Origin of the sequence: Nocardia sp. NPDC050799, assembly GCF_040654015.1 — a bacterium.
GTDB lineage: Bacteria > Actinomycetota > Actinomycetes > Mycobacteriales > Mycobacteriaceae > Nocardia.
The window spans coordinates 17,211-41,031 of record NZ_JBFAHF010000041.1; the positions used below are offsets into that span (position 1 = coordinate 17,211).

Genomic DNA, 23,821 nt, shown 5'->3' on the forward strand with positions numbered 1-23,821 from the left:
CGAGGGGGCCCGTTCCTAACTGATATTGGGGTCGAAGGTGAAGATGACGTAGGTGCCCACGCCCATGATCAGGATCATCGACAGCACCAGCAGCGTGTTCAGCCAGAACCGAGTCGAATCCTTGCGCGAGTAGTCGGCGATCACGGTGCGCACACCATTACCGCCGTGCAGCTGCGCCAGCCACAGCATGGCCAGATCCCAGATCTGCCAGAACGGGCTGGACCACCTGCCGGCCACGAAGGCGAAGTTCAGCCGTTTCACGCCGCCGTCGAGCAGCAGCATGATCGCCATATGGCCGAAGACCAGCACGATGAGCGCGAGGCCGGAGAAGCGCATGAACAGCCACGCGTACTTCTCGAAGTTCCCGCTGGCGTGCGAACGCGGCGAGCGGGGCAGGTCCAGGCTCGCGGGACGGTCGTAGGACTTGCCGAGAACGGGTGCAGACATGGCTCAGTGCTCCGTCAACAGTAGGTAGAACATGCGGCCGATCGAGGGCACCAGGAGCACGACCACGAGCCCGATGATGCCCCAGAGCATCTGTTTCTGGTAGCGCGGTCCCTGGGACCAGAAGTCCACCAGGATCACCCGCACACCGTTGAGCGCGTGGAACAGCACACAGAAGACGAGTGCCATCTCCATGAGCGCGACGATCGGCGTCTTGTAGATCTCGATCGCTTCGTCGTACATCTGCGGGCTGACCCGTACGAGCGCGGTGTCCAGGACGTGCACGAAAAGGAAGAAGAAAACCGTGACACCGGTGATCCGGTGCAGGGCCCAGGACCACATTCCGGGGTCACCTCGGTACAGCGTTTTGCGCTTCGGCTGAGCCGGAGCTTCTATCGTGGCCATAGAGTTTCGGTGCCTCCAACATCGTTGATGGACCCGGTCGCAGATCCCGGCACCGGTGTGGCGGGCCGGAAATTCGGTGGCGTACCAACCCGCGGCCGACAGGGACCGGCTCGGGGCCGCTGTCGATAGGGCTCGCCGCCGCCGAACCTGAACCGATCTGTTCTGGACTCTAATCCTCTGACAATCGGGGAACTAATTCGGCGGGCCGCGCGTTGCGCCCAGATCACACAGGTTAGGTTTACCTTTGTAGGGCGGTTGAGGGGTTCCGCGGCAGGTTCGTCGCACCCTCGATCACCTACTTCCAGAACCTTCCCGCGACGTCGAATTGTTCCGCAAAACCCTGGTGTGCAGCGGATTTCACATCCGGTCCGCAATGCACGCGCGCACCGCGCGTTTTGCGTCGCGCACGCCGGCCCACAATGCCGATCTCGCCATGGCGCACGGGGGCAATGTGCAAAATGTCTCAGTACGAGAGACGAAGTTACTCAAGAGTAGCGGACAGATCCCCACGGCGTCGAAAGATTTTCCTCCATACCCCCGGAATCGCGCACGAACCGCGCGCCGGCCCGGCCCGGCGCCCGGCCGAGCCGGGGCCCACCGGCCGCCGCCCACCCGGAGCGGGCCGCCGGTGGCACCACGCCGGATCAGTCGCCCTCGTGGATCGAATCGACCCGTAGCCGCACGGCCTCGTAGTTGAAGACGGTCTCGACGATATCGCTGGGCACCCGCCCCAGCAGGGCCTGACTCGCCGGCGCGCTCTGCGGGTACTTGCCGACGGCGGGATCGGCCTCGTGATCGGGCACGATCTGGTACTCCAGCCGTACCTCGACCTTGTCGAAGGCGTCGAGCCTGGACAGCAGCAACTTCGAATACACCATGACGATGAGGAACTTCGGAAGCGTCATTCGCACCTTCCTGGTGAGGGGTCCCGGACCGAGCGGCCGGGCAAACTACATATCTCCGAGCGGAACGACGTGTTTCACATTTGCTCGGAACGGATCGTGCGCGCAGGCGCGCACCGGACACGGTGATGCGGCAGGCTGGGCCGGGACCCGGTGGGTCGCCCACGGACGCGGGAGCAGCTATGGATATCGATTGGAATCTTCTTCGCACCAGCGCGCACACCGCCATGCGACGCGCCTATGCCCCCTATTCTCGATTTCCGGTCGGGGCGGCCGGCTGGGACGGCAGCACGATCTCGGTCGGTTGCAATGTCGAGAACGTGTCCTACGGGCTGGGCCTCTGCGCGGAATGCGTGCTGGCCGGCAACAACGTCACCGCGGGCGGCGGCCGACTACTCGCCGTCTCGGTCTGCGATTCCCGGGGCGCGATCCTGCTGCCCTGTGGCCGCTGCCGCCAGGTGCTCTACGAGTTCGGCGGGAAGGAACTGCTCATCGACCACCCCGACGGCCCGGTACCCCTGGGCCGACTGCTGGCGGACGCCTTCGGTCCCGGCGACCTCGCCGCCGGCCGGACCTGACCCTTATCTCCGCCGGCACCCGGCGGCCGTGGAATCCCGGCGGCGCCGAACGGGTTGGTCCGGGTATGACAGTTCCCCTCTCCGTGCTCGACCTGGCCGCCGTCGCCGCCGACGGATCACATCGGCAGGCGCTCGCCGACACCCTGACCGTCGCCCGCGAGGCCGAGCGACTGGGGTACCGCCGGTTCTGGGTGGCCGAGCACCACGGTATGCCGGGTATCGCGAGTTCGGCACCGCCGGTGCTGATCGCCGGGGTGGCCGCGGCGACCGAACGGATCCGGGTGGGTTCCGGCGGGGTGATGCTGCCCAACCATTCCTCGCTGGTGGTCGCCGAACAGTTCGGCACCCTGGTCGCGCTCTACGGTGACCGCATCGACCTGGGGCTGGGCCGGGCCGCCGGCACCGATCCGCTCATCTCGGCCACCATCCGGCGCGGCGCGGCGGCCGAGGCGGTGGAGGACTTCCCGAAACAGGTGGTGGAACTGCTCGCCTACTTCGGGACGATTCCGCCGCTGCGCGGCGGGCAGGGCGACCGTATCCAGGCGGTGCCCGGTAAGGGCGACACCCCGGAGATGTGGCTGCTCGGGTCCAGCGATTTCAGTGCCCGGCTGGCGGCGATGATGGGTCTGCCGTTCGCGTTCGCCCATCACTTCGCCGGTGGACGTAACACCCCGCTGGTGTTCGAGCTGTACCGCAGCGAGTTCCGTCCCTCCGAAGTGCTCAGCGAACCGCACTCGATGCTGGCCGTGGCGACCGTGGTCGCCGACTCCGCCGCGGAGGCCCGCCGGCGCACCCTGCCGCAGAGCCTGGTCCAGCTGCGGATGCGCACCGGTCAGCTGCCGCAGCGGATACCGACCCTGGCCGAGGCGGAGGAGTACCCCTGGTCGGACGCGGAGAATGCCTTCGTCGACGACCGCAACGCCGACCAGGCGATCGGCACCCGGGAGCAGGTCCTCGAGCGGCTCGACACGCTGGTGAAGGACACCGGCGCGGACGAGATCATCGTGGCCCCCACGGGGCCCACGGTGCAGAACCGCCTCGAGACCCTGCGGGCGCTCCAGGAGTAGTTTCCGGACACACTGGGCGGGCCTGTTCGCCGCGGTCGCGACCGCGGCCCCGCCGTGGTCGGGGTAGGCCAGGCCGGCGGGCTCGGCTCGGCGTGCCCCGGCACGACCGCCGCGGCGCTGCCAGACTGGTGGCGTGACGGCACACGACGCGGTATCGATCATCGGGGCCAAACGCGACGGCGGCGAACTGTCGGACGCGCAGATCGATTGGGCCATAGCCGCGTTCACCCGCGGCGAGATGGCCGACGAGCAGATGGCCGCGCTGGCCATGGCGATCGTGCTGCGCGGAATGAACCGGCGCGAGACCGCACGCTGGACCGAGGCGATGCTGCGCTCGGGCCGGCGGCTGGACTTCACCGATCTCCCGCGGCCGACGGTCGACAAACATTCCACCGGCGGCGTGGGCGACAAGATCACCCTGCCGCTGGCTCCGCTGGTCGCCGCCTGTGGCGCGGCGGTACCGCAGCTGTCCGGCCGTGGACTGGGATACACCGGCGGCACCCTGGACAAACTGGAATCGATTCCGGGTTGGCGGGCCGATATCGACCCGGATCGAATGCGCGAGATCCTCACCGACCCGGCCGCGGGCTGCGTGGTCTGCGCGGCCGGCGCCGATCTGGCGCCCGCCGACAAACGCCTCTACGCACTGCGCGATACCACCGGCACGGTCGAATCCATCCCGCTGATCGCCAGTTCCATCATGAGCAAGAAGATCGCCGAGGGCACCGCCGCCCTGGTGCTGGATGTGAAGGTCGGGTCCGGCGCGTTCATGCGCACTCGCGAGGAGGCCCACGCGCTGGCCACCGCCATGGTCGAACTGGGCGCCGACGCGGGCGTGCGGACCGTGGCCCTGCTCACCGCGATGGACACCCCGCTGGGCCGCACCGCGGGCAACGCGCTCGAGGTCGCCGAGGCGGTCGAGGTGCTCGCGGGCGGCGGACCGGCCGATATTGTGGAGTTGACGCTGGCCCTGGCGCGCGAGATGGTCGCGCTGGCGGGTCTGGATACCGATCCCGCCGACGCGCTCGCCGACGGCCGCGCCATGGACCACTGGACCGCGATGATCCGCGCCCAGGGTGGTGACCCCGGCGCGCCGCTGCCGACGGCCGCGCACACCGAAACGCTGTCCGCCCCGGCTTCGGGAACCCTGACCCACCTCGATGCGCGCGGGGTCGGTATCGCCGCCTGGCGCCTGGGCGCCGGCCGCGCCCGGCAGGGCGACCCGGTCCAGGCCGCCGCGGGCGTGCAGTGGCATGCGGGCCCCGGCGACCGGGTCACCGCCGGACAACCGCTGCTCACCCTGCACACCGACACTCCGGAGGCGTTCCCCCGCGCATTCGAGGCCCTGGCCGAGGCGATCACTGTGGCGACCGGATCCACCGACCTGCCCGCCCCCGGCCCGCTCGTCCTCGACCGGGTCGCCGGCGACGCGCACCAGCCCGGACAGCACTGGTCGCCGCACCGGCATTCCGGTCACCCGCCTGCCCGGTCCGGCCTGGGGACCGCACACAACCACCCGCGTCCGGCCGCTGACCACGAAGGGAATTCGAGGTGAGCGCCCGCCGAAGAGGTGGAACCTTTCGGGCCGTCCGGCTGACCGCCGCGACATTCGGCGTTACCGTCGGCATATGACCGGACCTCTGCCGCTGGATCTCGCCACACTGCGCCGGGCACCGAAGGCGCTGCTGCACGATCATCTCGACGGCGGTCTGCGGCCCGCCACCGTGCTCGAACTGGCCGCGGACTGCGGATACGACCGGCTCCCCGCCACGGATGCCGAAGCCCTGGCGCGCTGGTTCCGGGACGCGGCCGACAGCGGCTCGCTGGAACGCTATCTGGAGACCTTCACCCATACGGTCGCGGTGATGCAGACCCCGCAGGGATTGCACCGGGTGGCCCGCGAATGCGCCGAGGATCTGGCCGCGGACGGGGTCGTCTACGCCGAGGTGCGGTTCGCGCCCGAACAACACCTCGAGAAGGACCTCACCCTCGACGAGGTGGTCGAACACGTACTGGCCGGGTTCGCCGCGGGTGAGGCGGCCGCCGCCGCGGCCGGACAGCCCATCGTGGTGCGCTGCCTGCTGACCGCCATGCGGCACGCGGCGCGGTCCCGGGAGATCGCGGAACTGGCGGTCCGCTTCCGTGACCGGGGTGTGTGCGGTTTCGATATCGCGGGCGCGGAGGCCGGATACCCGCCCACCCGGCATCTGGATGCCTTCGAGTACATGCGGGTCAACAACGCGCACTTCACCATCCACGCCGGTGAGGCCTTCGGCCTGCCGTCCATTCACGAGGCGCTGGCGTTCTGTGGCTGCGACCGGCTCGGGCACGGCGTCCGGATCGTCGACGATATCGAGGTGCCGGGCGCGGGCGAAGAAGCCCGGCTCGGGCGGCTGGCGGCGTATGTGCGCGACACCCGGGTGCCGCTCGAACTGTGCCCCTCGTCGAACGTGCAGACCGGCGCGGTGCCCTCGCTGGACAAACACCCGTTCGACCTGTTGGCGCGGTTGCGTTTCCGGGTCACGGTGAACACCGACAACCGCCTGATGAGCGATACCAGCATGAGCCGGGAGATGCTCAAGCTGCACCAGACCTTCGGCTACGGTTGGAGCGATCTGGAACGGTTCACCATCAACGCGATGAAATCGGCGTTCATCCCGTTTCCGGAGCGGCTGCGCATCATCGACGACATCATCAAACCGGGATACGCGGTACTGCTGGGCTGAACCGGCGCCCGGCCGAGATACCGGTCGGTCCGGATACCACCGGCGGGAACCCATGGCGCACGTCTCGCGCGCCGGGATTTTCGGCGTACCTCCGGCCGTGCCGGACTGTGGACGGCCACGCCCGCGGTGCCCTCTAGGCTCGGCGTCGATATGTACAACAGGTTGCTACACCAGCGCACCGCCCGTCTCCTCGGTTCGGTGCTCTCCGCCGTGGTTCTCGCGGCCGGACCATTCGCCCTCTGCGGGAGCGCGGCAGCGCAGCCCGCGCCACCCACCACCACTCCTTTCACCACCCCGGTGACCGATACATGCCCGCAGAAGGCACAGCCGCCGCCGGCGATCGACGCCTCCGAGGTCCCGGAACCCGGTGAATCGGCGCCGACGCCGCTGTCGGTCCCGGATTCCCCGATCGGCGGGAAACGGCTCGGCGAATGCGGCGTGGTCCTGCCCACCGGCGCGCCGGCGCTGCCCGCGGATATCTCCGCGACCGCCTGGATGGTCTCCGACCTGGACACCGGCGCCGTCCTGGCCACCAAGGACCCACACGGCCGGTACCGCCCGGCCAGCACTATCAAGGTGCTGCTGTCGATTGTCGCGCTGCGCACCCTGGACCTCGACAAGGTCGTCGTGGGCACCCAGGCCGACGCCGATGTCGAGGGCACCAGGGTCGGGATCGGTCCGGGCGGCCGCTACAGCAACCGGCAGTTGCTGCACGCCCTGGTGATGGCATCGGGTAACGATGCCGCCCACGCGCTGGCCGCTCAGCTGGGCGGCGACGACGTGGCGGTGGTGAAGATGAACGACCTCGCGAAATCACTGCACGCCTACGACACCCGCGCGGCCACTCCGTCCGGACTGGACGGGCCCGGTATGAGCACCTCGGCCTACGACCTGTCGCTGCTGTTCCGGGAAGCCATGTCGATCCCGCTGTTCGCGGAGATGATCAACACCGAACAGTTCGACTTCCCCGGCTACCCGCCCGACCCGCGCATCCCCGGCGACCAGGACCACCCCGGCTTCCCGATCGCGAACGACAACGGACTGCTCTACAACTATCCCGGGGCACTGGGCGGAAAGACCGGTTACACCGACGACGCCCGCCAGACCTTCGTCGCCGCCGCCGAGCACAACGGTCGCAGACTGGCGGTGACCTTGCTCCAAGCCGATGTGCTGCCGATCCGCCCGTGGGAGCAGGCGGCCCGGTTGCTCGATTACGGTTTCGCGCTCGGCCCGGGCGCGCAGGTCGGCGATATCCCCGGCGACGACGACGAATCCGTGAGCAGCACACCGGGGCTCGCGGTACCGCCGCCGGAGGACGCGGTGGCGTATTCGGCGCAGGGCCCGGGCGGTGGTGAATTCGACGAACTGTGGATGCTGCTCATGGTCGCGGGTCTGATCCTGGTGCCGATTCTGCTGCTCGGTACCTGGCACGTACGCACCCGTCAGCGGTGACCGGAGTCTTCCGCCGATAGCGCCGGCCGGGGGTCCTCACCACCCCCGGCCGGCATGAGTTCAATTCGTGGTGAAGAAGTCGCCGGCCCGCTTCCGTACTTCGGTGCACCGGAAATCCAGTTCATCGGCGGTATCCGCGACCACGAACACCAGGCCGAGCGCCACCGAATCCATCATGGATTTGGTCGCCGGATAGGTCTTCCCCGGCTCGGCCGCCATCCGGACCTCCTGCACACCGGGCAGGTCCGCCAATTCCGCCTCGGCGCCGCCCAGGTACCGGGCCTCCCGCTCGACACTGAGCAGCACCAGCGCACCGGGCCGGGACAATACATAGCCGTTGCCACGTTCGGCCGGCGCGCGCATACCGAAGAGTTCGGCGATGTATTCGCTCTCGCGATGAATTTGCGAGGTACCGGTCAGCACATGGGTGTGCTGCGGGTGGCCGATGCCATGGGCGCGCGCCCCGAAATCGATCAGCCGGGGACCCAGCGGGCCGGACATGATCTCCATATGCGCGGGCCCGATCCGCATGCCCAGCGCATCGAGTACCCGGCGCGCGTACTCGGCCAGTTCCCACACGATCGGATCGTCGTGGTCGAGCCACCGGCCCTTCTCGTAGACGAAATCACCGGAATCGGAGACCCATTTGTCGTACACGGTGACGCAGACGAGTTCGTGTCCGGCCGGAGTGGAGAAGGTGTCCACGGCGTATTCCACCCGGGGGGCCGGGTACATCTCCTGGACGAGGGCGGCCGAGGTGCCACCGAACAGTCCGGCGCTGTCGGTGATCGCGGTGACCGCCTCGGCCAACTGGCCGGGGGTCTCGACCAGCCGGACCCCGACGGAGGCGGCACCGCGGGCCGGTTTCACCACCAGCTTGCGGCCCGCGCGTAGTTCGGCCACCGCTTCGGCCGGGACGGCGTCGTGACCCGCGGGGACGGCCCGGGTGGTCAGTGTCGGTACCCCGGCGGCGGCCAGGGCCTCGAACATGTACTGCTTATCCCATCTTCGCTGCGGCAGCATCATCTCGCCGGTCGGGCAACCCGGAATATCGGCGCGGAGCCGCTCGGCCAATTCGACACCGGGTTCGGACCCGGCGATGACATAGGCGACCGACCGCTCCGTGCACATACGCAGCAGCGCCTCATAGGAATTACCGAGATCGGCGGCGAAATCCAGGGCCCCCGGAGTGGGGACGGTACGGAATTCCGATACCAGCGCATGGTCGGTATCCAGGAGGATGGGTTCGATCCCGTACTGCTGGAGCACGCGGGGATACAGCTTCCCCGAGCTCACGGGATCCACGATCAATACCGAATTATCCGACACGAACCGAACTCCTGTCCTTGGACATTCCTGCAACTACCGCCACCGCACCCGCGGCGAACGAGATCTGGATGACGAGCGTCCAGTACAGCGCGCTGTCGTGCAGCACCCCGAAGGCGCCGAGGCCCGGGCCCACCGCGAAACCGAAGGACTGGGCGGCCGACAGGTATCCCTGGTATCTCGGGTTCTCCGAAGGTGTCGAGATATTGGCTATCGAAGCGCTCGCCTGCGGGATGAATATGGCCTCGCCCAGCGAGAAGAGCACGAATCCGACAATGCACACGGTCCAGCTCGACCCGGCGCCGCAGACGGCGAGCCCGAGCCCGGTGACGAAGATCCCCAGCCCCAGCGCGTAGTTCCACTTCAGTCTGGCCGTCAGCGTACTGATCGGCAGCTCGAAGAAGATGATGAAGAGTGAATTGATGACGAGCAGGATGCTGTAGAGCTGACCACCGTCGGAAATCTTCTCGACCGACAGGGGGATGCCGCTCATACTCTGCGCGTAGACCGCCATGGCCGTGCCGAATACCACGACCACCGCCCACAGCCGCGACACGCGGGACGGATCGTACGGCACCGCCGCGGCGGAATCGGCGACGAGATCGGGCGCGGATGCGTTTCGTTCCCGCGCCGCCGCCAGCACCTCGGCACCCCGGAGTCTGGCGCGCTCGGAGAACAAGAAGGCGGCGGTGCCCGCCGACCCGAGGGCGGACAGATAGAACAGCATCGAGAAGTTGTGCTCACCCACCGCGGAAACCATGATCGGAGCCACCGTGACACCGCTGCTGAGGAAAATACGGTGGAAAGCGACCACCGTGACGGTATTTCCCTCGTAGGCCGATCCCGTGACCAGCGCCGCGGCCGGCCCCGAGAACGATTGCGTCAACGCCACGCTCAGCGAAGCGAGCACAATGGCCGGTACCGGATCGTTCGTCGACATACCGAGCATGTACAGCAGCGGAACATTGAGCAAGGACCCGGCGATGAGCACATCGGTGGAGCCGAAACGGGCGGCGAACCAGCCACCGGCGACCGAGCCGAGTACACCGGCGAAACCCCCCGCGAACAATGCGAGGGTCAGCGCCGAGGGACTCAGCCCCATCGATTTGTAGAACACCGTGGAGAACAGCGCCAGAAAGCCGACCGACCTGCTCAGAAAGGTGGTGATCGATATGATCCATACTTCCGCGGGAAACGTCGGTGGTTTCCGCTTGCCTGCTAACGCGACGGCCAACGGGTACTCCGCCTCGAATCCCCCGGGCGCACCACCTCTGGCGCGGGATGCCGGGTCGACGCCTCGGAATCCACCGGGTCCTCCTCTGCTCGGCAGCATGCCAAATACTCTGCGCCCCGGTAAATTTCCGGGTATCGAGCTGCCTCGGATCGGACCATAAGACAAGCGCCGTCCCGGAACATCCGTCACGCGAACCGAAATATCCGTATTCGGTTGCATATGCGCTTATCCGCCGGGGTACTTAAGTACCCCGGCGGGCCGAATGCGACCGCGCGGACCCGGTGAAAGCGCCGATTCGGGGCCTAAGTATTCGCATATGGCGCCACCGGCCGCCCGCGGTTCGGGCCCGGTGCGCCGAGGTGAAATATGCCCGAACAGCGAGTGTCCCGCGGGGTTACGCGCGTCCGGGCGTGCCGCTCAGCCGCGTCGGCGGCGGCGCAACCGGCTGATTCCCAGCGTGGCGAGCGCACCCGCGCCGAACAGCGCGGCTCCACCGGCCAACCCCGGCCGGCCGCTGTCCATTCGCGGCCGGATCAGTGCCGGCACGGGGACCGGCACCGAGGCCAGTTGTTCGTTCTCCCGCGCCGTCGCCGCCCACGCCGTGGCGAACAGGATGATCCGATAGACCACGTAACTGAACACCATGATGCCGATGATCGAGCCGAAGGCGGCGCCGGCCGGGCTGTTCAGTACCGACCGCATATAGATTCCGGCGATGTTCTTGAAGATCTCGAAGCCCACCGCCGCCAGCGCCGCGGCCTTCAGCGCGCTGCGCAGGGTGACCGGCTCCCGCGGCAGCCGGGCGATGATCCAGGCGAACAGCGCCCACGAGGCCACCATGGCGAGCACCGTGGACAGCAGCCACAGCAGCCAGCGCACCCCGGGCATCTCGTCGAGCCCCACCAGTTCGAGCAGTTGCACGCCGAGCCGGCTCGACGCCACCGCCGACAAGCCGAGCGACACCACCAAGGCGAGGAAAAAACCCAGCAGCGCACCGAGGTCCGATAGTTTGGTGCGCAGCCAGTTGTCCTCGTCCGAGGGCTGCTCCCACTGTTCGGTGAGCGCCTTGCGCAGGTTCGCCATCCAGCCGAGACCGGAGTACAACCCGGTGAGCAGACCGAGCACACCCACCGTCCCGCGCGAGTTCACCGCCTGGTCGATCAGATCGTTGAGCTGATCACCCATCTCGCCCGGAATGTTCTCGACGACCTTCTCCTGCAGTTCGCCGAGCAGCTCGGCATTGCCCGCGAGCACGAAGCCCGCGATGGCGAAGGCGATCATCAGCAGCGGGAACAGGGACAGCACAGTGAAATACGTGATGCCCGCCGCGTAGTAGTCGCCGCGCTGACTCTGATATCTACCGGCCGCGCGCACCAGATGGTCGAGCCACGGCCGCTGTCCGATCATGCGCTGGACTGCGGCCTTGCCGTTGTCGATCACCTGCACTGTTCGCGCCCCTCATCGCCACACGCACGTCCACGGACCGATATCAGTGGGTCAGGAACCCGACCCGGTCGTAAACCTGTGCGAGTGTGTTGCCGGCGATCTCGCGCGCACGCTCGGCTCCGGTGGCGAGTATGCGATCGAGTTCACCCTGATCCGCCATGTACTCTTCCACTGTCGCACGCAGCGGCGTGACAAATTCGACCAGTGCGCCGGCGACGTCGGCTTTCAGGTCGCCGTACCCACGGCCGGTGTAATCCTTCTCCAGGGTCACGATCGGCGTCTCGGTCAGCGCCGACAGGATCACCAGCAGATTGCTGACGCCCGGCTTGTGCTCGACGTCGTAGCGGATCTCGCGCTCGGTATCGGTAACCGCCGAGCGCACCTTCTTCGCCGTCACCTCGGGATCGTCGAGGAGGTTGATCAGACCTGCGTCCGAACTCGCGGACTTGCTCATCTTCGCGGTGGGATCCTGCAGGTCGTAGATCTTCGCGGTGCCCTTGACGATATGGGCCTCCGGGACCACGAAAGTCTTCTTGAACCGGGTGTTGAACCGCTGCGCGAGGTTGCGGGTGAGCTCGAGATGCTGCCGCTGGTCTTCCCCCACCGGCACCTGATGGGCCCGGTAGAGCAGGATATCGGCCGCCATCAGTACCGGATAGGTGAACAGGCCGACGGTGGTGTTGTCCGACCCCTGTTTCACCGACTTGTCCTTGAACTGGGTCATCCGGCTCGCCTCGCCGAACCCGGTGATGCAGCTCAGCACCCAGGTCAGTTCGGCGTGCTCGGGCACCTGCGACTGCACGAACAGGGTCGAGCGCTCGGGGTCGATACCCAGCGCCAGCAGCTGCGCGGCCGCGACCCGGGTACGGCGGCGCAGTTCCTTGGGATCCTGCGCCACCGTGATCGCGTGCATATTCGGGATGAAGTACAGCGTGTCGTATTCGTCCTGCATATTGACCCAGTACTGCAGGGCACCGAGGTAGTTCCCGAGGTGGAACGAGGCACTGGTCGGCTGGATACCGGAGAGCACCCGCTGTTTACGTTCCCCGGCGGCCGGGGTCTGCGCAGGACTGGACATGCCCATGATTTTGGCATGCGGCTCGACCCGAATTTCGCTCCGCCCGCTGTATCCATCGGGCCGAGCGCGGGCCCTGCGTGGTTACGCTGCGCTACCGCCTCCGGGCCTGACCCGCACGTGCCGATCCATCGGGCACGAGCGCGGGCCCTGCGTGGTCACGCTGCGCTACCGCCTCCGGGCCTGACCCGCGCGTGCCGACGCGGATCGATCCCGGGCATACTGCGCCTCCCCTCCCGGGCCAGACGCTGCTCCTGTTTCTTGATCAGCCGGTACAGCGGCGCGCTCGGCCCGTTGAGCGCGGTTTTCACCGGCCGCGGTACCAGCACCGAGGGGACGCTGTGCGCATTGCGCACCGACTGCGCCAGTCCGCGGTAGGCGATCTCGTCGGTGCGTTTCCACTCGATCCCGTACATTTCGCGGATCCGCCCCGGCAGGCTGCCCTGGACCAGCAGGTAGTACGCCGAACTCACCTGCCGGCCCGGCGCGCGCTGCGGATAGGGCACCACGTGCCCGGACAGATAGTTGCCCACCTTGCGCGCCTCGTCGGTGAGGAACAGCTCGTCGGAGACCAGGTAGCTGTCGAAGTACGCCCGGAACGCCCGGTAGTCCGCCGGCGCCGCCTCTCGCGGCATGCCGAACAGCTCACCCCAGCGCACATAGTCCTGGTACAGGTCCTCGCGTTCGGTAGCGCTGAGCCGCCGGACCAGCAGGTCGTACATGACCTCGGCCGATTCGAAGGTGAACGCCATGGTCATGAAGCTCAGATGCGGGTCATATGCGGAGTAGGCGGACCCCGCCGGGTGGTGCGTCCCCGCGTCCTCGGGTAGCCGGCCCTGCACCTTCGCGTGCTTCTTCCCGGTGAACTCCAGCGCCCGGTCGGCCTCCGCCCGGCTGCCGAAGAAGACGGCTTCGAAGAGTTTCCCGGTGAGCGCCAGCCGGGTGTAGGGGGTGTCGCGATGCGCGGTCGATTCGGCGGTCCCCACATAGAGCAAGGGGTTCACCGCGCCGATCACCAGCGCCCGCAGCCCGTAGGTGAGGCCTACGGCGCGTTTCCGCATCACCCGCCGGATCATCGAGTCGTCGGAAAAGTATCCGGTGTCCACGGCCATCTCAGCCTCCTGGTCCGCTCCACGTCGAGCACTGCGCACCCGCATCTGGCAATAGCATCTACCAGTTGGACAGTTTCTGGCAAGAGCTGTTCCCAAATTGCGGCCGGGGTTCCGTGTGGACTCGCGCAGGGCCCTGTGCAAGCCTCATTTCACCGTGCGACCGGCACCTGCATGTCCGGCGCGCACCAATAAACTCGGGCTATGGCAGCGCAGCGCACCTATGGCGGTTTGTCCGCGGCGGAACGGCAGACTCAACGACGGTCCGCGCTCCTGGACGCGGCGCTGGAAATCATCGGCACCCAGGGACTGGACAAACTCACCGTGTCCGGGATGTGCTCGGAAGCGGGGCTCAACGAGCGCTACTACTACGAGAGTTTCAGCAGCCGGGACGATGTACTCACCGCGCTGGTCGACGGTATCGCCGAGGAACTGGTGATCGCGATCGCGGCGGCCCTGCAGACCGCCGGTGACGATTCACGGGCCAAGGCGCATGCGGCCATCACCGCCGGTATCCACCTGCTCACCGACGACCCCCGCAAAACCGAGGTCACCATGGTCGCCGCGATGGCGACCCCGCAGTTACGGGCGCGCACCACCGAGACGATCCGGGTCTTCGCCCGGCTGGTGGCCAGTGAGGGGATCGAGTTCTACGGTGTCCGCGATCCGGCGCCGGACCCGGTGATCGATTTCCGGGCCACCTATCTGGTGGGCGGGCTGGTCCAGACACTCACCGGCTGGGTGCGCGGTGATCTGCCGATCGGCCGGGACCAGCTGATCGAATACACCACCGACGTCTTCGTCCTGCTCGGAGAGGATTTCGCGCGCCGCGGCAACTGAACCGTTCCACGCACGGGCGATCAGACGCGGACGGGAACCGCGGTCAGCCCCTCCGGCGCCCCCTGCAGCACGACCCGGAACGCCACCTCCCGCGAGGTCCAGAATTCCGCGCATTCGGCGAGCACCGAATCGAACCACTCCCGCTCCCCCGGCGCGTCCGCGAGCAGTTGCTCGGCATCGCGGACGGCCACCACATAGCCGGTGGCGTCCCCGAGCAGATCCTCCAGATTGAACAGGCATTCGTCGAACGCGTCCTTGTTCGGCCGGAAGTAGTACGGGAATTGCAGCGCCGCCGCGAATTCGTCGAACAACGCCGCCACCGTGCGCGTCCGGCTGCCGCGGACTTCGCGCACCCGGTAGCCGGCGGGCGCGCTGTAACGCACCCGGCTGAACTCGGCGGCGTCCACGGTCGTCACACCCACGGCCGGCGGGGCGGTGGCTGTCGATTCGTGCTGCGGGAGGGTGAGAAAATCGGCCAGCAGGACGGGTTCGGCCATCAGCGCATCCTGGTGAAGGTGTCGTAGTGGTCGCCGGTGTACCAGGCCGACCCGTCGCTGCCGGTGACGATGCGTTCGGCGTCGCGGGACTGTCCCGGTTTCTTCGGGTTCACATCCCACTCCTGGTATTTGATCGCCTTGCCTACGGAGTCCGCGGCCGGCAACCGACCCTCCCGGTTCCCGAACGGAACACCGCCCTTGGTTCCCGGCGCGTTCGCCGAATCGGGCCAGCGCCCGGCATCGATCTCCGCGAGTGTGGCGTAGGCACGGTCGGGTACCCCGGCCACCCTCGACACCACCGGGGCATCGGCCGCGGTGCTCCGGCCCGGTGCGGGCTTCGGCGCGACCGACGTGGCGGCCGCCGCGGTCTCCGACCGTAGCGCCGCGGCGGGGGAACCGCTGTCGTCTCCACCCTGGCTGCCGAGCAGGGCGACCACCACCGCCACCACCACCGCGCCCACCGCGGAGAGGACCTTCACAACTTTCGCACGCACGACTACCCCTTCATCGATACTGGACCGTCACCGGAGCATGGTCCGACCAGCGTTCCGCGTAGGTCGCGGCACGTTCGACCACCGCCTGCTTCGCCCGTTCGGCGGCCTGCGGTGTCGCCAGCTGGTAATCGATCCGCCAGCCGGTGTCGTTGTCGAACGCGCGCCCACGATACGACCACCAACTGAACGGACCGTCACCCTCCGGGTGAAGTTCCCGGACGACATCGACGTACCCGGCCGCCAATTGCCGGTCCAGCCAGGCCCGTTCGGCGGGCAGGAAACCGGATTTCTTCAGGTTTCCCTTCCAGTTCTTCAGGTCTCGTTCGGTGTGCGCGATATTCCAATCCCCCGCGATGACGAAAGCATCCGTGCGGGTGGACATCCGGACGGCCAGTTCGTCGAGGAATCGGTACTTCTCGTCCTGCCGGGGCGTATCCGCCTCTCCGGTATGGACGTACACGCTCGCGACGGTCACCTCGTCGAACTCGACCTCGAGGTAGCGGCCGGTGGTCGCGAACTCGCTGTCCGGTTCGATCCCGATCCGCACCGATCGCATCGGACGCCGCGCCAGCACCCCCACCCCCGCCCGGCCTTTGGCACCGGGTTCGGCGTGGGCGAGCGACCATCCGTCGTCCAGTGCGGGCGCGAGCGCGGCGGCCACCTGGGCATCGTCGGCACGCGTTTCCTGCAGGCAGACGATATCGGCCTCGGTTCGGGCCAACCAGGCGAGCAGCCCTTTGCCCGCGGCCGCCCGGACCCCGTTGACATTGACAGTGGAAAGGATGTACGGCACCGATCGACCGTACAATGACAGGTCACCGCTACTTGCCAGGAAGGGGTGACGACATCGATGTCAGGCACCTCAGCTACCCCGTCATCCGGACCCGTCAAGGCTCTCCACCTGGGATCGGGCGCCCCGCTCCTGCTGCTCCACGGTTTCCTGCTCTCCCCGCACTGCTGGGAGCAGACCGCGACCCGTCTCGCGGCACGCTGCGAGGTCTTCGCCCCAGCGCTGGCGGGGCACTGGGGCGGCCCGGAGTTCCCCGACGACGACTACACGGTGCCGACGATCGCCGACCGGGTCGCGGCCCAGCTCGACGACCTCGGCTGGCGTACCTGCCATATCGCCGGCAATTCGCTCGGCGCCTGGGTGGGGTTCGAACTGGCCCGGCGCGGCCGCGCCCGCACCCTCACCGCCATCGCGCCGGCCGGCGGCTGGCGCACCCCCTCGGCGGCGCAGATCTACGCGGCCGCCAAATTCATCGCGTTGACCCCGCTCCTCGAATTCGGCGGGAAGCTGGGTGATTTCCCGACCGACAGCCGGGTGGTCCGGCGCGCGGTCGCCCATCTGCTGGTCCGTAATGTCAACGATGTCCCGCGCGCCGATATCGCGACCCAGATCCGCGCGGCGCTGCACTGTCCGGCGCTGCGCCCGCTGGTCGCCGCCACCCTGCGCGGACCTGGCCTGGCGGATATGTCCGAGCCGAACACTCCGGTCCGGCTGATCCTCGCCGATTCCGACCGGCTCCTGCCGGCACAGACCTACGGACGCCGGTTCCTGCGCGAACTGCCGGAGTCGGCGGACCGGATCATGATGCGCCGAGCGGGTCATATACCGATGCTGGAGACCCCGGAGCGGGTCGCGAACCTCATCGCCGAGCACATCTACGCCAGCCGCGACCACCTGCGCGCTGTGTGAATCGGCGCGCGGGGTCGAGGCCCTCGGCTCACCACCGTGCTCAGTTCCCGAGGAGGCCCTTGGCCACGTGGGTCACCTGGATCTCGTTGCTGCCCGCGTAGATCATGAGTGATTTCGCGTCGCGAGCCAGCTGCTCCACCCGGTATTCCGACATGTAGCCGTTTCCGCCGAACAGCTGCACCGCCTCCATCGCCACCTCGGTCGCGGTCTCCGACGAGTACAGCTTCACGGCCGAGGCCTCCGAAAGGCTCAGCGGTTTACCGGCCCGCCCGCGCTCGATGATGTTGAACACCATGTTCTGCACATTGATCCGGGCGACCTCCATCTTCGCCAGTTTGAGCTGGATGAGCTGGAAGCGGCCGATCTCCTGGCCCCACAGTTTCCGGTTGCGGGCGTAATCGGTGCACAGGCGCAGGCATTCGTTGATGACGCCCAAGGCCATGAACCCGATGCCGACCCGCTCGGCCACGAAACTGGATTTGGCGCTCTCCCGTCCGTCGCCGCCGCGGTGCTCCTCGGTTTCGCCGAGTAATCGGTCGCGGCCGAGACGGACGTTGTCGAAGAAAAGCTCCCCGGTGGGCGAGGCGTGCAGGCCCATCTTCTTGAAGGGTTTGCCCTGGGTGAGCCCCTCCATGCCCGCGTCGAGGACAAAGGTGAGCACCTTGCGGTCGCGGGACGGGGTGCCGTCGCCCTCGTCCAGTTTCGCGTAGACGACCAGGGTGTCGGCGAAGGGACCGTTGGTGATGAACGTCTTCTGACCGTTGAGGATGTAGTCCTCACCGTCACGTCGCACGTAGGTCTTCATCCCGCCGAACGCGTCGGATCCGGAATCGGGTTCGGTGATGGCCCAGCACGCGATCTTGCGGAGGCCGACAATATCGGGCACCCACCGCTGCTGCTGGGCGAGTGTGCCCCGGGACAGGATGGTGGCGCCGCCGAGTCCGGTGCTCACCCCGAGCGAGCTACACAGACCCATACAGACGCCGGAGAGTTCACTGGTCAGCACGGCCATCATCGTCTGCTGATCGAAACCACCGCCGGACCCGTCCGTGTCCGCCGCGGCCGGCTTCTCCGTCCCGTCGGCAGCCGCCTGCTTCGCCGCCAGCTGCTTGTTCAGCGCCTCCTCGGCCATGGCGCCGATACCGAAATCCGCGTACAGCTTGCGCAGGATCGGATAGGGCAGCATCTCCCCGCTGTCCAATGCGTCCAGGTGGGGTCGCACTTCCTTATCGATGAACTTCCGCACCGCATCGCGGACCATCAGGTCGGTTTCGGACCATTCGAACATCGTCGTTCCTCCGGTATTCCAGCACACTGACATCGGCGGACCCCACGCACCGCGCATGGTCCGCCTTGTTGACAGCCTGCCAGTTCTGGAGGCGCGGCGCTGCGAACCCGGCGATAATCCCCTCGCCGACCGTGACCCGTCGACTTCCCACTGAAGCCGACGGGTCACGGGCTTCGATCCGGCTGGACAGTATGATCCGTGCGCGGCCCGATCGTTCTGTCGCATTTCCGGAGCGGTCGATCATCGGGTCGCAGGCTTGCGGCTCCTGATATCCGAGCCCTGCGGATGCCGGTGGGAGGGCTTCAATGACCAGTTCCGCCAACCGGGCGGCCCGAGAAGCCGCAGAACGGCTCGCTACCGCCGCGACACGTGCCGCCGAAGACATCTCCGAGAGGGGCATCCGCCCGACGGAAAGAGCGGTCGGCCGAGCAGCGGATATGATCACCGACAGCGCCGCTGTTTCGCGTCTGACCGAGGCCGACAGTACGCTGCGGACCAGCGACAGAGCGCGCATCGGCGGGTCGTCGGCCCTCCCCCATGAGTCGCGGGCGGTGCGGCGGCAGGGCGACGTGCATACTCGAAAGCGGAGTACATCGCCATGTTCGAAGACCGGCGCGGTAGGCCTCTGTCGTGGTCGGAGCGGAAACTGCTCGATCTGGGTTGCATCGGTGCGACGATGGTGCGGTTGGGCCGCACCGGTATCGATCGACCTCCACTGCATCTCGCGTTCGCAGACGCTCGTGCCCACCGAGCGGTCTCGGAGGCGGAAAAGATTCTGGGGCCGGGCGAGGTGAATACCGCCGCCGTCAACAGTCTCGCGCGGGAACTCAGGAGTTATCGGACAGCACTGAAGACGGCCGACCCCGCCGCATCAGACGAAATTCGAAAAAAGATCACGGATTTGGAAGATATCTTCGGCCGAGCCAAGGCGATCACACGCGGTTACTGGTCCGATGCGATGAAGTCATACGACATCACCGATCTTCAGAACAGACGTGAGGCCGCAAAGACCGAGGGCAACCGCCTTGCGTTCGAGAGAGCAGCCGGCATCGCCGACAAGTTCAATGAAATCGTCGCGGGCAAACCGAACAACGCCACCGAATTCGAGCGCATCGCACGGCAGGACGAACAGCTGGCGGGCCTGCACGGGATCGCGGAGTCACTGCCCTCCGGCGATCTGACGGATGTCCGCGCGACGGTATTCAGCAAACACTTCTGGTCCGGCCAGATCGAGACTCTCGACGCGGCGGGGCAGGTGGCGCGAGATATATTCGGCAACCCGCAGGGACGGGCCGGCGACCTACCGGATCCGGACAGATTCGCTCCGAACGCGGACACCGGCCAAGTGGATATGTCCCGAGACCTCTACAAGGGAAAACCGGGATTCATAAAATTCGACTACGGATGGTACGACGAGCAGAATGGAAGCTGGTGGAATGTAAATCATGCCGAACATTCCGATGCGGCTCGCCGAGCCGCAGACCCGATGCGGTTCTATCAATGCTCGCCGGAGGTGTTCTTCGCCGGACTGGATGACTTCGATAGTGCAGTGATGTGTGTTGCTTTTACGAGAACCACGTTGACCTGATATCCCGAAGCCGGCACAGGTTGAGAATGGAAGCAATGGATCTCGCCGATTATCTCAACGAGGAAGTCGTACTCTATGGCATGGCGGAGAACGCCATGTCGGGCGCTGTCCTGCGCTGCGGAACCAATTCCTACGTCTACATCGATGGGCTGGCCCGATGGGCAGACACCGAAAAGTACGGCGCATTCGAAGTCACCGGAGTACTCGGCGAGGAGATCGACACCACGCCCGATATTCCCGCACACCTCGCGCATGCCCGCGAGCGCTATTACGTGGTGAAGAATCCGGTGTGGAAACGCATAGGGTGAGCAAGCACCCCTGGTCACCCGGAGGTCCCCCACAGGGTGGGAAACCCTTGGAACGAACCCGCACCACCCCGGCACGCACGGGAGTCCACAGACGCGCACCCTGGCACGATCGGCGCCTGCGTCCCGACGGCGGTGGCCGAACGGTCGGCACACCGTAGTTCGGGCAACCCGCTCCGGGCAGCCTATCTCCGGCGGTCTGCGTCGGGGGACCGAACTCTCGTTCCAGCCGGAGGCGGGCCGACGCCATCCTTCAACGGCGTGAGCCGCCGGTTACGACCACGCCCGATCCGCGGGATCGGCGATCGGCGTTCGCCTCGCCGGTCCCGCGGAGTCGGTCTGTCAGCGCAATGCGCTGGCCAGGTTGGCGTCCAGCGCGGCCAGGAACTCCTCGGTGGTGAGGTAGCCCTGGTCCCCGCCGACCAACGCCGCCAGGTCCTTGGTCATCTGCCCGCCCTCGACGGTCTTGATGACCACGTCCTCCAGGGTCTGGGCGAAACCGATGACCTCGGGGGTGTTGTCCAGCTTGCCCCGGTGCTCGAGGCCGCGGGTCCAGGCGAAGATCGACGCGATCGGGTTGGTCGACGTCGGCTTGCCCTGCTGGTGCTGGCGGTAGTGCCGGGTGACCGTGCCGTGCGCGGCCTCGGCTTCACAGGTCCGGCCGTCCGGGGTCAGCAGCACCGAGGTCATCAGGCCGAGCGACCCGAAGCCCTGCGCGACCGTATCGGACTGCACATCGCCGTCGTAGTTCTTGCAGGCCCAGACGTAGCCGCCCTCCCACTTCATGGAGGAGGCGACCATATCGTCGATCAGCCGGTGCTCGTAGGTGAGACCGGCCGCCTCGAACTGGCTCTTGAACTCGGCTTCGAAGACCGCCTCGAAGGTGTCCTTGAACATGCCGTCGTAGGCCTTGAGGATGGTGTTCTTCGTCGACATGTAGACGGGGTAGTTCTGCTGCAGCCCGTAGTTGAACGAGGCGCGCGCGAAGTCCTCGATGGACTTCTTGAAGTTGTACATACCCATCACGACGCCGCCGTCCTCCGGCATCTGCACGACCTCGTGCACGATGGGCTCGCTACCGTCCTCGGGAGTGAAGGTGAGGGTGACGGTGCCGGCCTGGAAGACCTTGAAGTCGGTCGCGCGGTACTGGTCGCCGAAGGCGTGACGGCCGATGATGATCGGCTTGGTCCAACCCGGTACCAGGCGCGGAACGTTGGAGATGATGATCGGCGCGCGGAAGATGGTGCCGCCGAGAATGTTGCGGATGGTGCCGTTGGGCGACCGCCACATCTTCTTGAGGCCGAATTCCTCGACGCGGGCCTCGTCGGGGGTGATCGTCGCGCATTTGACGCCGACACCGTGCTGCTTGATGGCATTGGCAGCGTCGACGGTGACCTGGTCGTCGGTTTTGTCGCGGTATTCGATTCCCAGGTCGTAGTACTCGAGGTTCACATCGAGGTACGGGTGGATCAGCTTGTCCTTGATGAACTGCCAGATGATCCGGGTCATCTCGTCGCCGTCGAGTTCAACGACGGTGCCTTCAACCTTGATCTTGGACATGGATCTTCGTGTCCTCCTAAGACTGGTGCCCTCATTGCACGGCCAGGCGAACACGCTTGTGAGCGGACCCCAGCTGTTCAACAGACAACGTATACATCCCGCGTTGTCCACGAGACGTCTGGTGTAACCAAGACGAGCGTACTGCTTGTGGCGGTCTCACGGTGCAGCCAGCCCCGGTAGTGAGATCTCACAGGGGTGAGACACGCCACAAGATTACCTGGTGGGCGCGTATGCCGATTTCGATCCGTATCGGCGCCCGGCTACCATATTCGGCAGGTCATGAGCGCCAGCACCAAGCCCCGGCTCGCTGGCCGGCAACCCTCCTGCTGCGGTGGGGTGCTCCGGGTGATGACCTGGCTCCCGAGAGCCGGGAGCAAGCGCACGTCAGGAGGTCGTCGATTTGTGCCGGTGCTGGTCGCGTTGACCGCGGCATTCTCCCGACTCGACGAGAAATCCCCCATTTTCTGGAGCACGATATGAGCGATCACAGTACTCGTGGTGCGACCGCTGCCGGAGCTGCCCGCCGCCGACCAGCGGTCGTGTCCGGCGGCCTCCGCGCCCGCACAGCCGGATCCACAGCGGCGATTCATACGCTCCGGGCATCAGTGTCGTTCGCTGGTTCAGCGGAAGCCCTCGCGTGAAGGTGGGCACCGAATCGATTACCGCTCGGCCGGTGGCCCAGTTACCGCCGGCCGACGGCACCCTCGGATACGTCGATATCGGCGAACTCACTCTCGAGAACGGCGCCCGGCTGCCGCAGGTCCGGCTGGCCGTGCAGCGCTGGGGGAAACTGTCCCCGGCCCTGGACAACATCGTCCTGATCGAGCACGCGCTGACCGGTGACTCGCACGTCTCGGGCGACCCGGACGACGACCATCCACAGGCCGGATGGTGGAACGGGATGGTCGGCCCGGGGGCACCGATCGACACCGACGAGTGGTGCGTGGTGGCGACCAATGTCCTCGGCGGCTGCCAGGGCAGCACCGGCCCCGCCTCGCTCGCTCCGGACGGCGCACCGTGGGGTTCGCGCTTCCCGGGGATCTCCATCCGCGACCAGGTCGCGGCCGAACTGAAGTTGTTCGACCTGCTCGGCGTGCCCCGGCTGGCCGCGGCGATCGGCGGTTCGATGGGCGGTATGCGCGTCCTCGAATGGATGCTGCTCGCGCCGCAGCGCCTGGCCGCCGCGCTGGTCCTCGCGGTGGGCTCGCGGGCCACCGCCGACCAGATCGGCACCCAGAGCACCCAGATCGCGGCGATCACCAGCGACCCGGACTGGCAGGGCGGCGACTACCACGGCACCGGGCGCGCGCCGATCGCCGGGATGGGTATCGCGCGCCGGATCGCGCACCTCACCTACCGCACCGACGTCGAACTGGACAGCCGGTTCGCCAACAACCCGCAGGAGGGCGAGGATCCCTGGGACGGCGGCCGGTACGCGGTGCAGAGCTATCTCGAGTACCAGGCCGAGAAGCTGGGCCGGCGTTTCGACCCGGCGACCTATGTGCTGCTGAGCGAGGCGATGAACCGGCACGATATCGGTCGCGGCCGCGGCGGGATCGCGGCGGCGATGGCCGCCGCCGAGGTGCCGTGCATCGTGGGCGGTATCGATTCCGACCGCCTGTACCCGCTGCACACTCAGCAGGAACTGGCCGACGGGCTGGCCGGCTGCCGGCATTTCGAGGTGATCTCCTCGCGGGACGGCCACGATGCCTTCCTCACCGAGGCGGCGGCCATCGGCAAGCTGCTGGTTCAGACGCTGAACCTGGCCCGCGCCGGACGCTGACCG

Annotated in this window: 23 protein-coding genes and 1 riboswitch; of the genes, 10 read left to right on the top strand and 13 right to left on the bottom strand. The window is 67.1% G+C overall.

Translation table 11 applies throughout. From position 1 onward, the window contains the following. Nucleotides 1–15: 15 nt before the first annotated feature. The 3 genes from AB0H42_RS30450 to AB0H42_RS30460 form a co-directional block, all read right to left on the bottom strand. Nucleotides 16–447 (bottom strand): succinate dehydrogenase hydrophobic membrane anchor subunit, encoded by a 432-nt coding sequence (locus AB0H42_RS30450; RefSeq protein WP_030522532.1) that lies wholly within the window; start codon nt 445–447, stop codon nt 16–18. 3 nt (nt 448–450) lie between these two features. Next, nucleotides 451–849 (bottom strand): succinate dehydrogenase, cytochrome b556 subunit, encoded by a 399-nt coding sequence (gene sdhC / locus AB0H42_RS30455; protein ID WP_357062371.1) that lies wholly within the window; start codon nt 847–849, stop codon nt 451–453. Between the two features lie 644 nt (nt 850–1,493). Further along, nucleotides 1,494–1,754, bottom strand: a complete 261-nt coding sequence (locus tag AB0H42_RS30460; protein ID WP_357062373.1) for a hypothetical protein — start codon at nt 1,752–1,754, stop codon at nt 1,494–1,496. Between the two features lie 179 nt (nt 1,755–1,933). On the opposite strand from AB0H42_RS30460, the gene AB0H42_RS30465 reads away from it, so the two are divergent. The 5 genes from AB0H42_RS30465 to AB0H42_RS30485 all read left to right on the top strand — a co-directional run bounded on the left by AB0H42_RS30465 (nt 1,934) and on the right by AB0H42_RS30485 (nt 7,574). Beyond that, on the top strand, nt 1,934–2,329 hold the full coding sequence (locus AB0H42_RS30465) for a cytidine deaminase (protein WP_357062375.1): 396 nt from the start codon (nt 1,934–1,936) through the stop codon (nt 2,327–2,329). Between the two features lie 65 nt (nt 2,330–2,394). Next, nucleotides 2,395–3,396, top strand: coding sequence for an LLM class flavin-dependent oxidoreductase (locus AB0H42_RS30470; RefSeq protein WP_357062377.1), 1,002 nt, complete (start codon nt 2,395–2,397; stop codon nt 3,394–3,396). A gap of 133 nt (nt 3,397–3,529) precedes the next feature. Further along, complete coding sequence (locus AB0H42_RS30475) at nt 3,530–4,951, top strand: thymidine phosphorylase (protein ID WP_357062379.1); 1,422 nt, start codon at nt 3,530–3,532, stop codon at nt 4,949–4,951. Between the two features lie 73 nt (nt 4,952–5,024). Further along, nucleotides 5,025–6,122, top strand: a complete 1,098-nt coding sequence (locus AB0H42_RS30480) for an adenosine deaminase (protein ID WP_357062380.1) — start codon at nt 5,025–5,027, stop codon at nt 6,120–6,122. 150 nt (nt 6,123–6,272) lie between these two features. Further along, complete coding sequence (locus tag AB0H42_RS30485) at nt 6,273–7,574, top strand: D-alanyl-D-alanine carboxypeptidase family protein (RefSeq protein WP_357062382.1); 1,302 nt, start codon at nt 6,273–6,275, stop codon at nt 7,572–7,574. Between the two features lie 60 nt (nt 7,575–7,634). Here the strand turns inward: AB0H42_RS30485 and AB0H42_RS30490 are convergent, their stop codons facing one another. From AB0H42_RS30490 to AB0H42_RS30510, 5 genes are all read right to left on the bottom strand, one after another. Beyond that, complete coding sequence (locus tag AB0H42_RS30490; RefSeq protein WP_357062384.1) at nt 7,635–8,903, bottom strand: ATP-grasp domain-containing protein; 1,269 nt, start codon at nt 8,901–8,903, stop codon at nt 7,635–7,637. After that, entirely contained in the window at nt 8,893–10,134 is a 1,242-nt protein-coding gene (locus tag AB0H42_RS30495; protein ID WP_357062385.1) for an MFS transporter, read from the bottom strand. Before AB0H42_RS30495 ends, AB0H42_RS30490 begins: the two co-directional genes overlap by 11 nt. 417 nt (nt 10,135–10,551) lie before the next feature. Next, entirely contained in the window at nt 10,552–11,580 is a 1,029-nt protein-coding gene (gene yhjD, locus AB0H42_RS30500; RefSeq protein WP_357062387.1) for an inner membrane protein YhjD, read from the bottom strand. A 43-nt stretch (nt 11,581–11,623) separates the two neighbouring features. Then, complete coding sequence (gene trpS / locus AB0H42_RS30505; RefSeq protein ID WP_357062389.1) at nt 11,624–12,658, bottom strand: tryptophan--tRNA ligase; 1,035 nt, start codon at nt 12,656–12,658, stop codon at nt 11,624–11,626. A gap of 155 nt (nt 12,659–12,813) precedes the next feature. Then, nucleotides 12,814–13,767, bottom strand: coding sequence for an oxygenase MpaB family protein (locus AB0H42_RS30510; RefSeq protein WP_357062390.1), 954 nt, complete (start codon nt 13,765–13,767; stop codon nt 12,814–12,816). Nucleotides 13,768–13,968: 201 nt separating this feature from the next. Here AB0H42_RS30510 and AB0H42_RS30515 point away from each other — a divergent pair, with 201 nt between their 5' ends. Further along, entirely contained in the window at nt 13,969–14,604 is a 636-nt protein-coding gene (locus AB0H42_RS30515) for a TetR/AcrR family transcriptional regulator (protein ID WP_357062391.1), read from the top strand. Nucleotides 14,605–14,624: 20 nt separating this feature from the next. Here AB0H42_RS30515 and AB0H42_RS30520 read toward each other — a convergent pair whose 3' ends face one another. Genes AB0H42_RS30520 through AB0H42_RS30530 form a run of 3 tightly spaced genes read right to left on the bottom strand, consistent with a single transcriptional unit; the run spans nt 14,625 to nt 16,388 of the window. Continuing rightward, nucleotides 14,625–15,101 (bottom strand): barstar family protein, encoded by a 477-nt coding sequence (locus tag AB0H42_RS30520; protein ID WP_357062393.1) that lies wholly within the window; start codon nt 15,099–15,101, stop codon nt 14,625–14,627. Further along, complete coding sequence (locus AB0H42_RS30525) at nt 15,101–15,595, bottom strand: ribonuclease domain-containing protein (RefSeq protein ID WP_357062395.1); 495 nt, start codon at nt 15,593–15,595, stop codon at nt 15,101–15,103. The genes AB0H42_RS30520 and AB0H42_RS30525 overlap by 1 nt, the downstream gene beginning before the upstream one ends. Nucleotides 15,596–15,605: 10 nt before the next feature. Then, entirely contained in the window at nt 15,606–16,388 is a 783-nt protein-coding gene (locus tag AB0H42_RS30530) for an exodeoxyribonuclease III (protein ID WP_357062397.1), read from the bottom strand. Between the two features lie 57 nt (nt 16,389–16,445). Between AB0H42_RS30530 and AB0H42_RS30535 the strand changes: the two genes are divergently transcribed. Continuing rightward, on the top strand, nt 16,446–17,294 hold the full coding sequence (locus AB0H42_RS30535; protein WP_357062399.1) for an alpha/beta hydrolase: 849 nt from the start codon (nt 16,446–16,448) through the stop codon (nt 17,292–17,294). A 40-nt stretch (nt 17,295–17,334) separates the two neighbouring features. Here the strand turns inward: AB0H42_RS30535 and AB0H42_RS30540 are convergent, their stop codons facing one another. After that, nucleotides 17,335–18,582, bottom strand: coding sequence for an acyl-CoA dehydrogenase family protein (locus AB0H42_RS30540; protein WP_357062400.1), 1,248 nt, complete (start codon nt 18,580–18,582; stop codon nt 17,335–17,337). A gap of 598 nt (nt 18,583–19,180) precedes the next feature. Between AB0H42_RS30540 and AB0H42_RS30545 the strand changes: the two genes are divergently transcribed. Next, the gene (locus AB0H42_RS30545) at nt 19,181–20,170 is read left to right on the top strand and encodes a hypothetical protein (protein ID WP_357062401.1); all 990 of its coding nucleotides are present in this window, start codon (nt 19,181–19,183) and stop codon (nt 20,168–20,170) included. A 35-nt stretch (nt 20,171–20,205) separates the two neighbouring features. Next, nucleotides 20,206–20,478, top strand: a complete 273-nt coding sequence (locus tag AB0H42_RS30550; RefSeq protein WP_357062403.1) for a hypothetical protein — start codon at nt 20,206–20,208, stop codon at nt 20,476–20,478. A gap of 339 nt (nt 20,479–20,817) precedes the next feature. Here the strand turns inward: AB0H42_RS30550 and AB0H42_RS30555 are convergent, their stop codons facing one another. Next, a complete protein-coding gene (locus tag AB0H42_RS30555) occupies nt 20,818–22,035 on the bottom strand; it encodes an NADP-dependent isocitrate dehydrogenase (RefSeq protein ID WP_357062404.1) in 1,218 nt (405 codons plus the stop codon). A gap of 275 nt (nt 22,036–22,310) precedes the next feature. After that, nucleotides 22,311–22,421, top strand: a riboswitch (SAM riboswitch). Nucleotides 22,422–22,708: 287 nt separating this feature from the next. Between AB0H42_RS30555 and AB0H42_RS30560 the strand changes: the two genes are divergently transcribed. After that, nucleotides 22,709–23,818 (top strand): homoserine O-acetyltransferase, encoded by a 1,110-nt coding sequence (locus AB0H42_RS30560; RefSeq protein ID WP_357062406.1) that lies wholly within the window; start codon nt 22,709–22,711, stop codon nt 23,816–23,818. Nucleotides 23,819–23,821 lie beyond the last annotated feature (3 nt).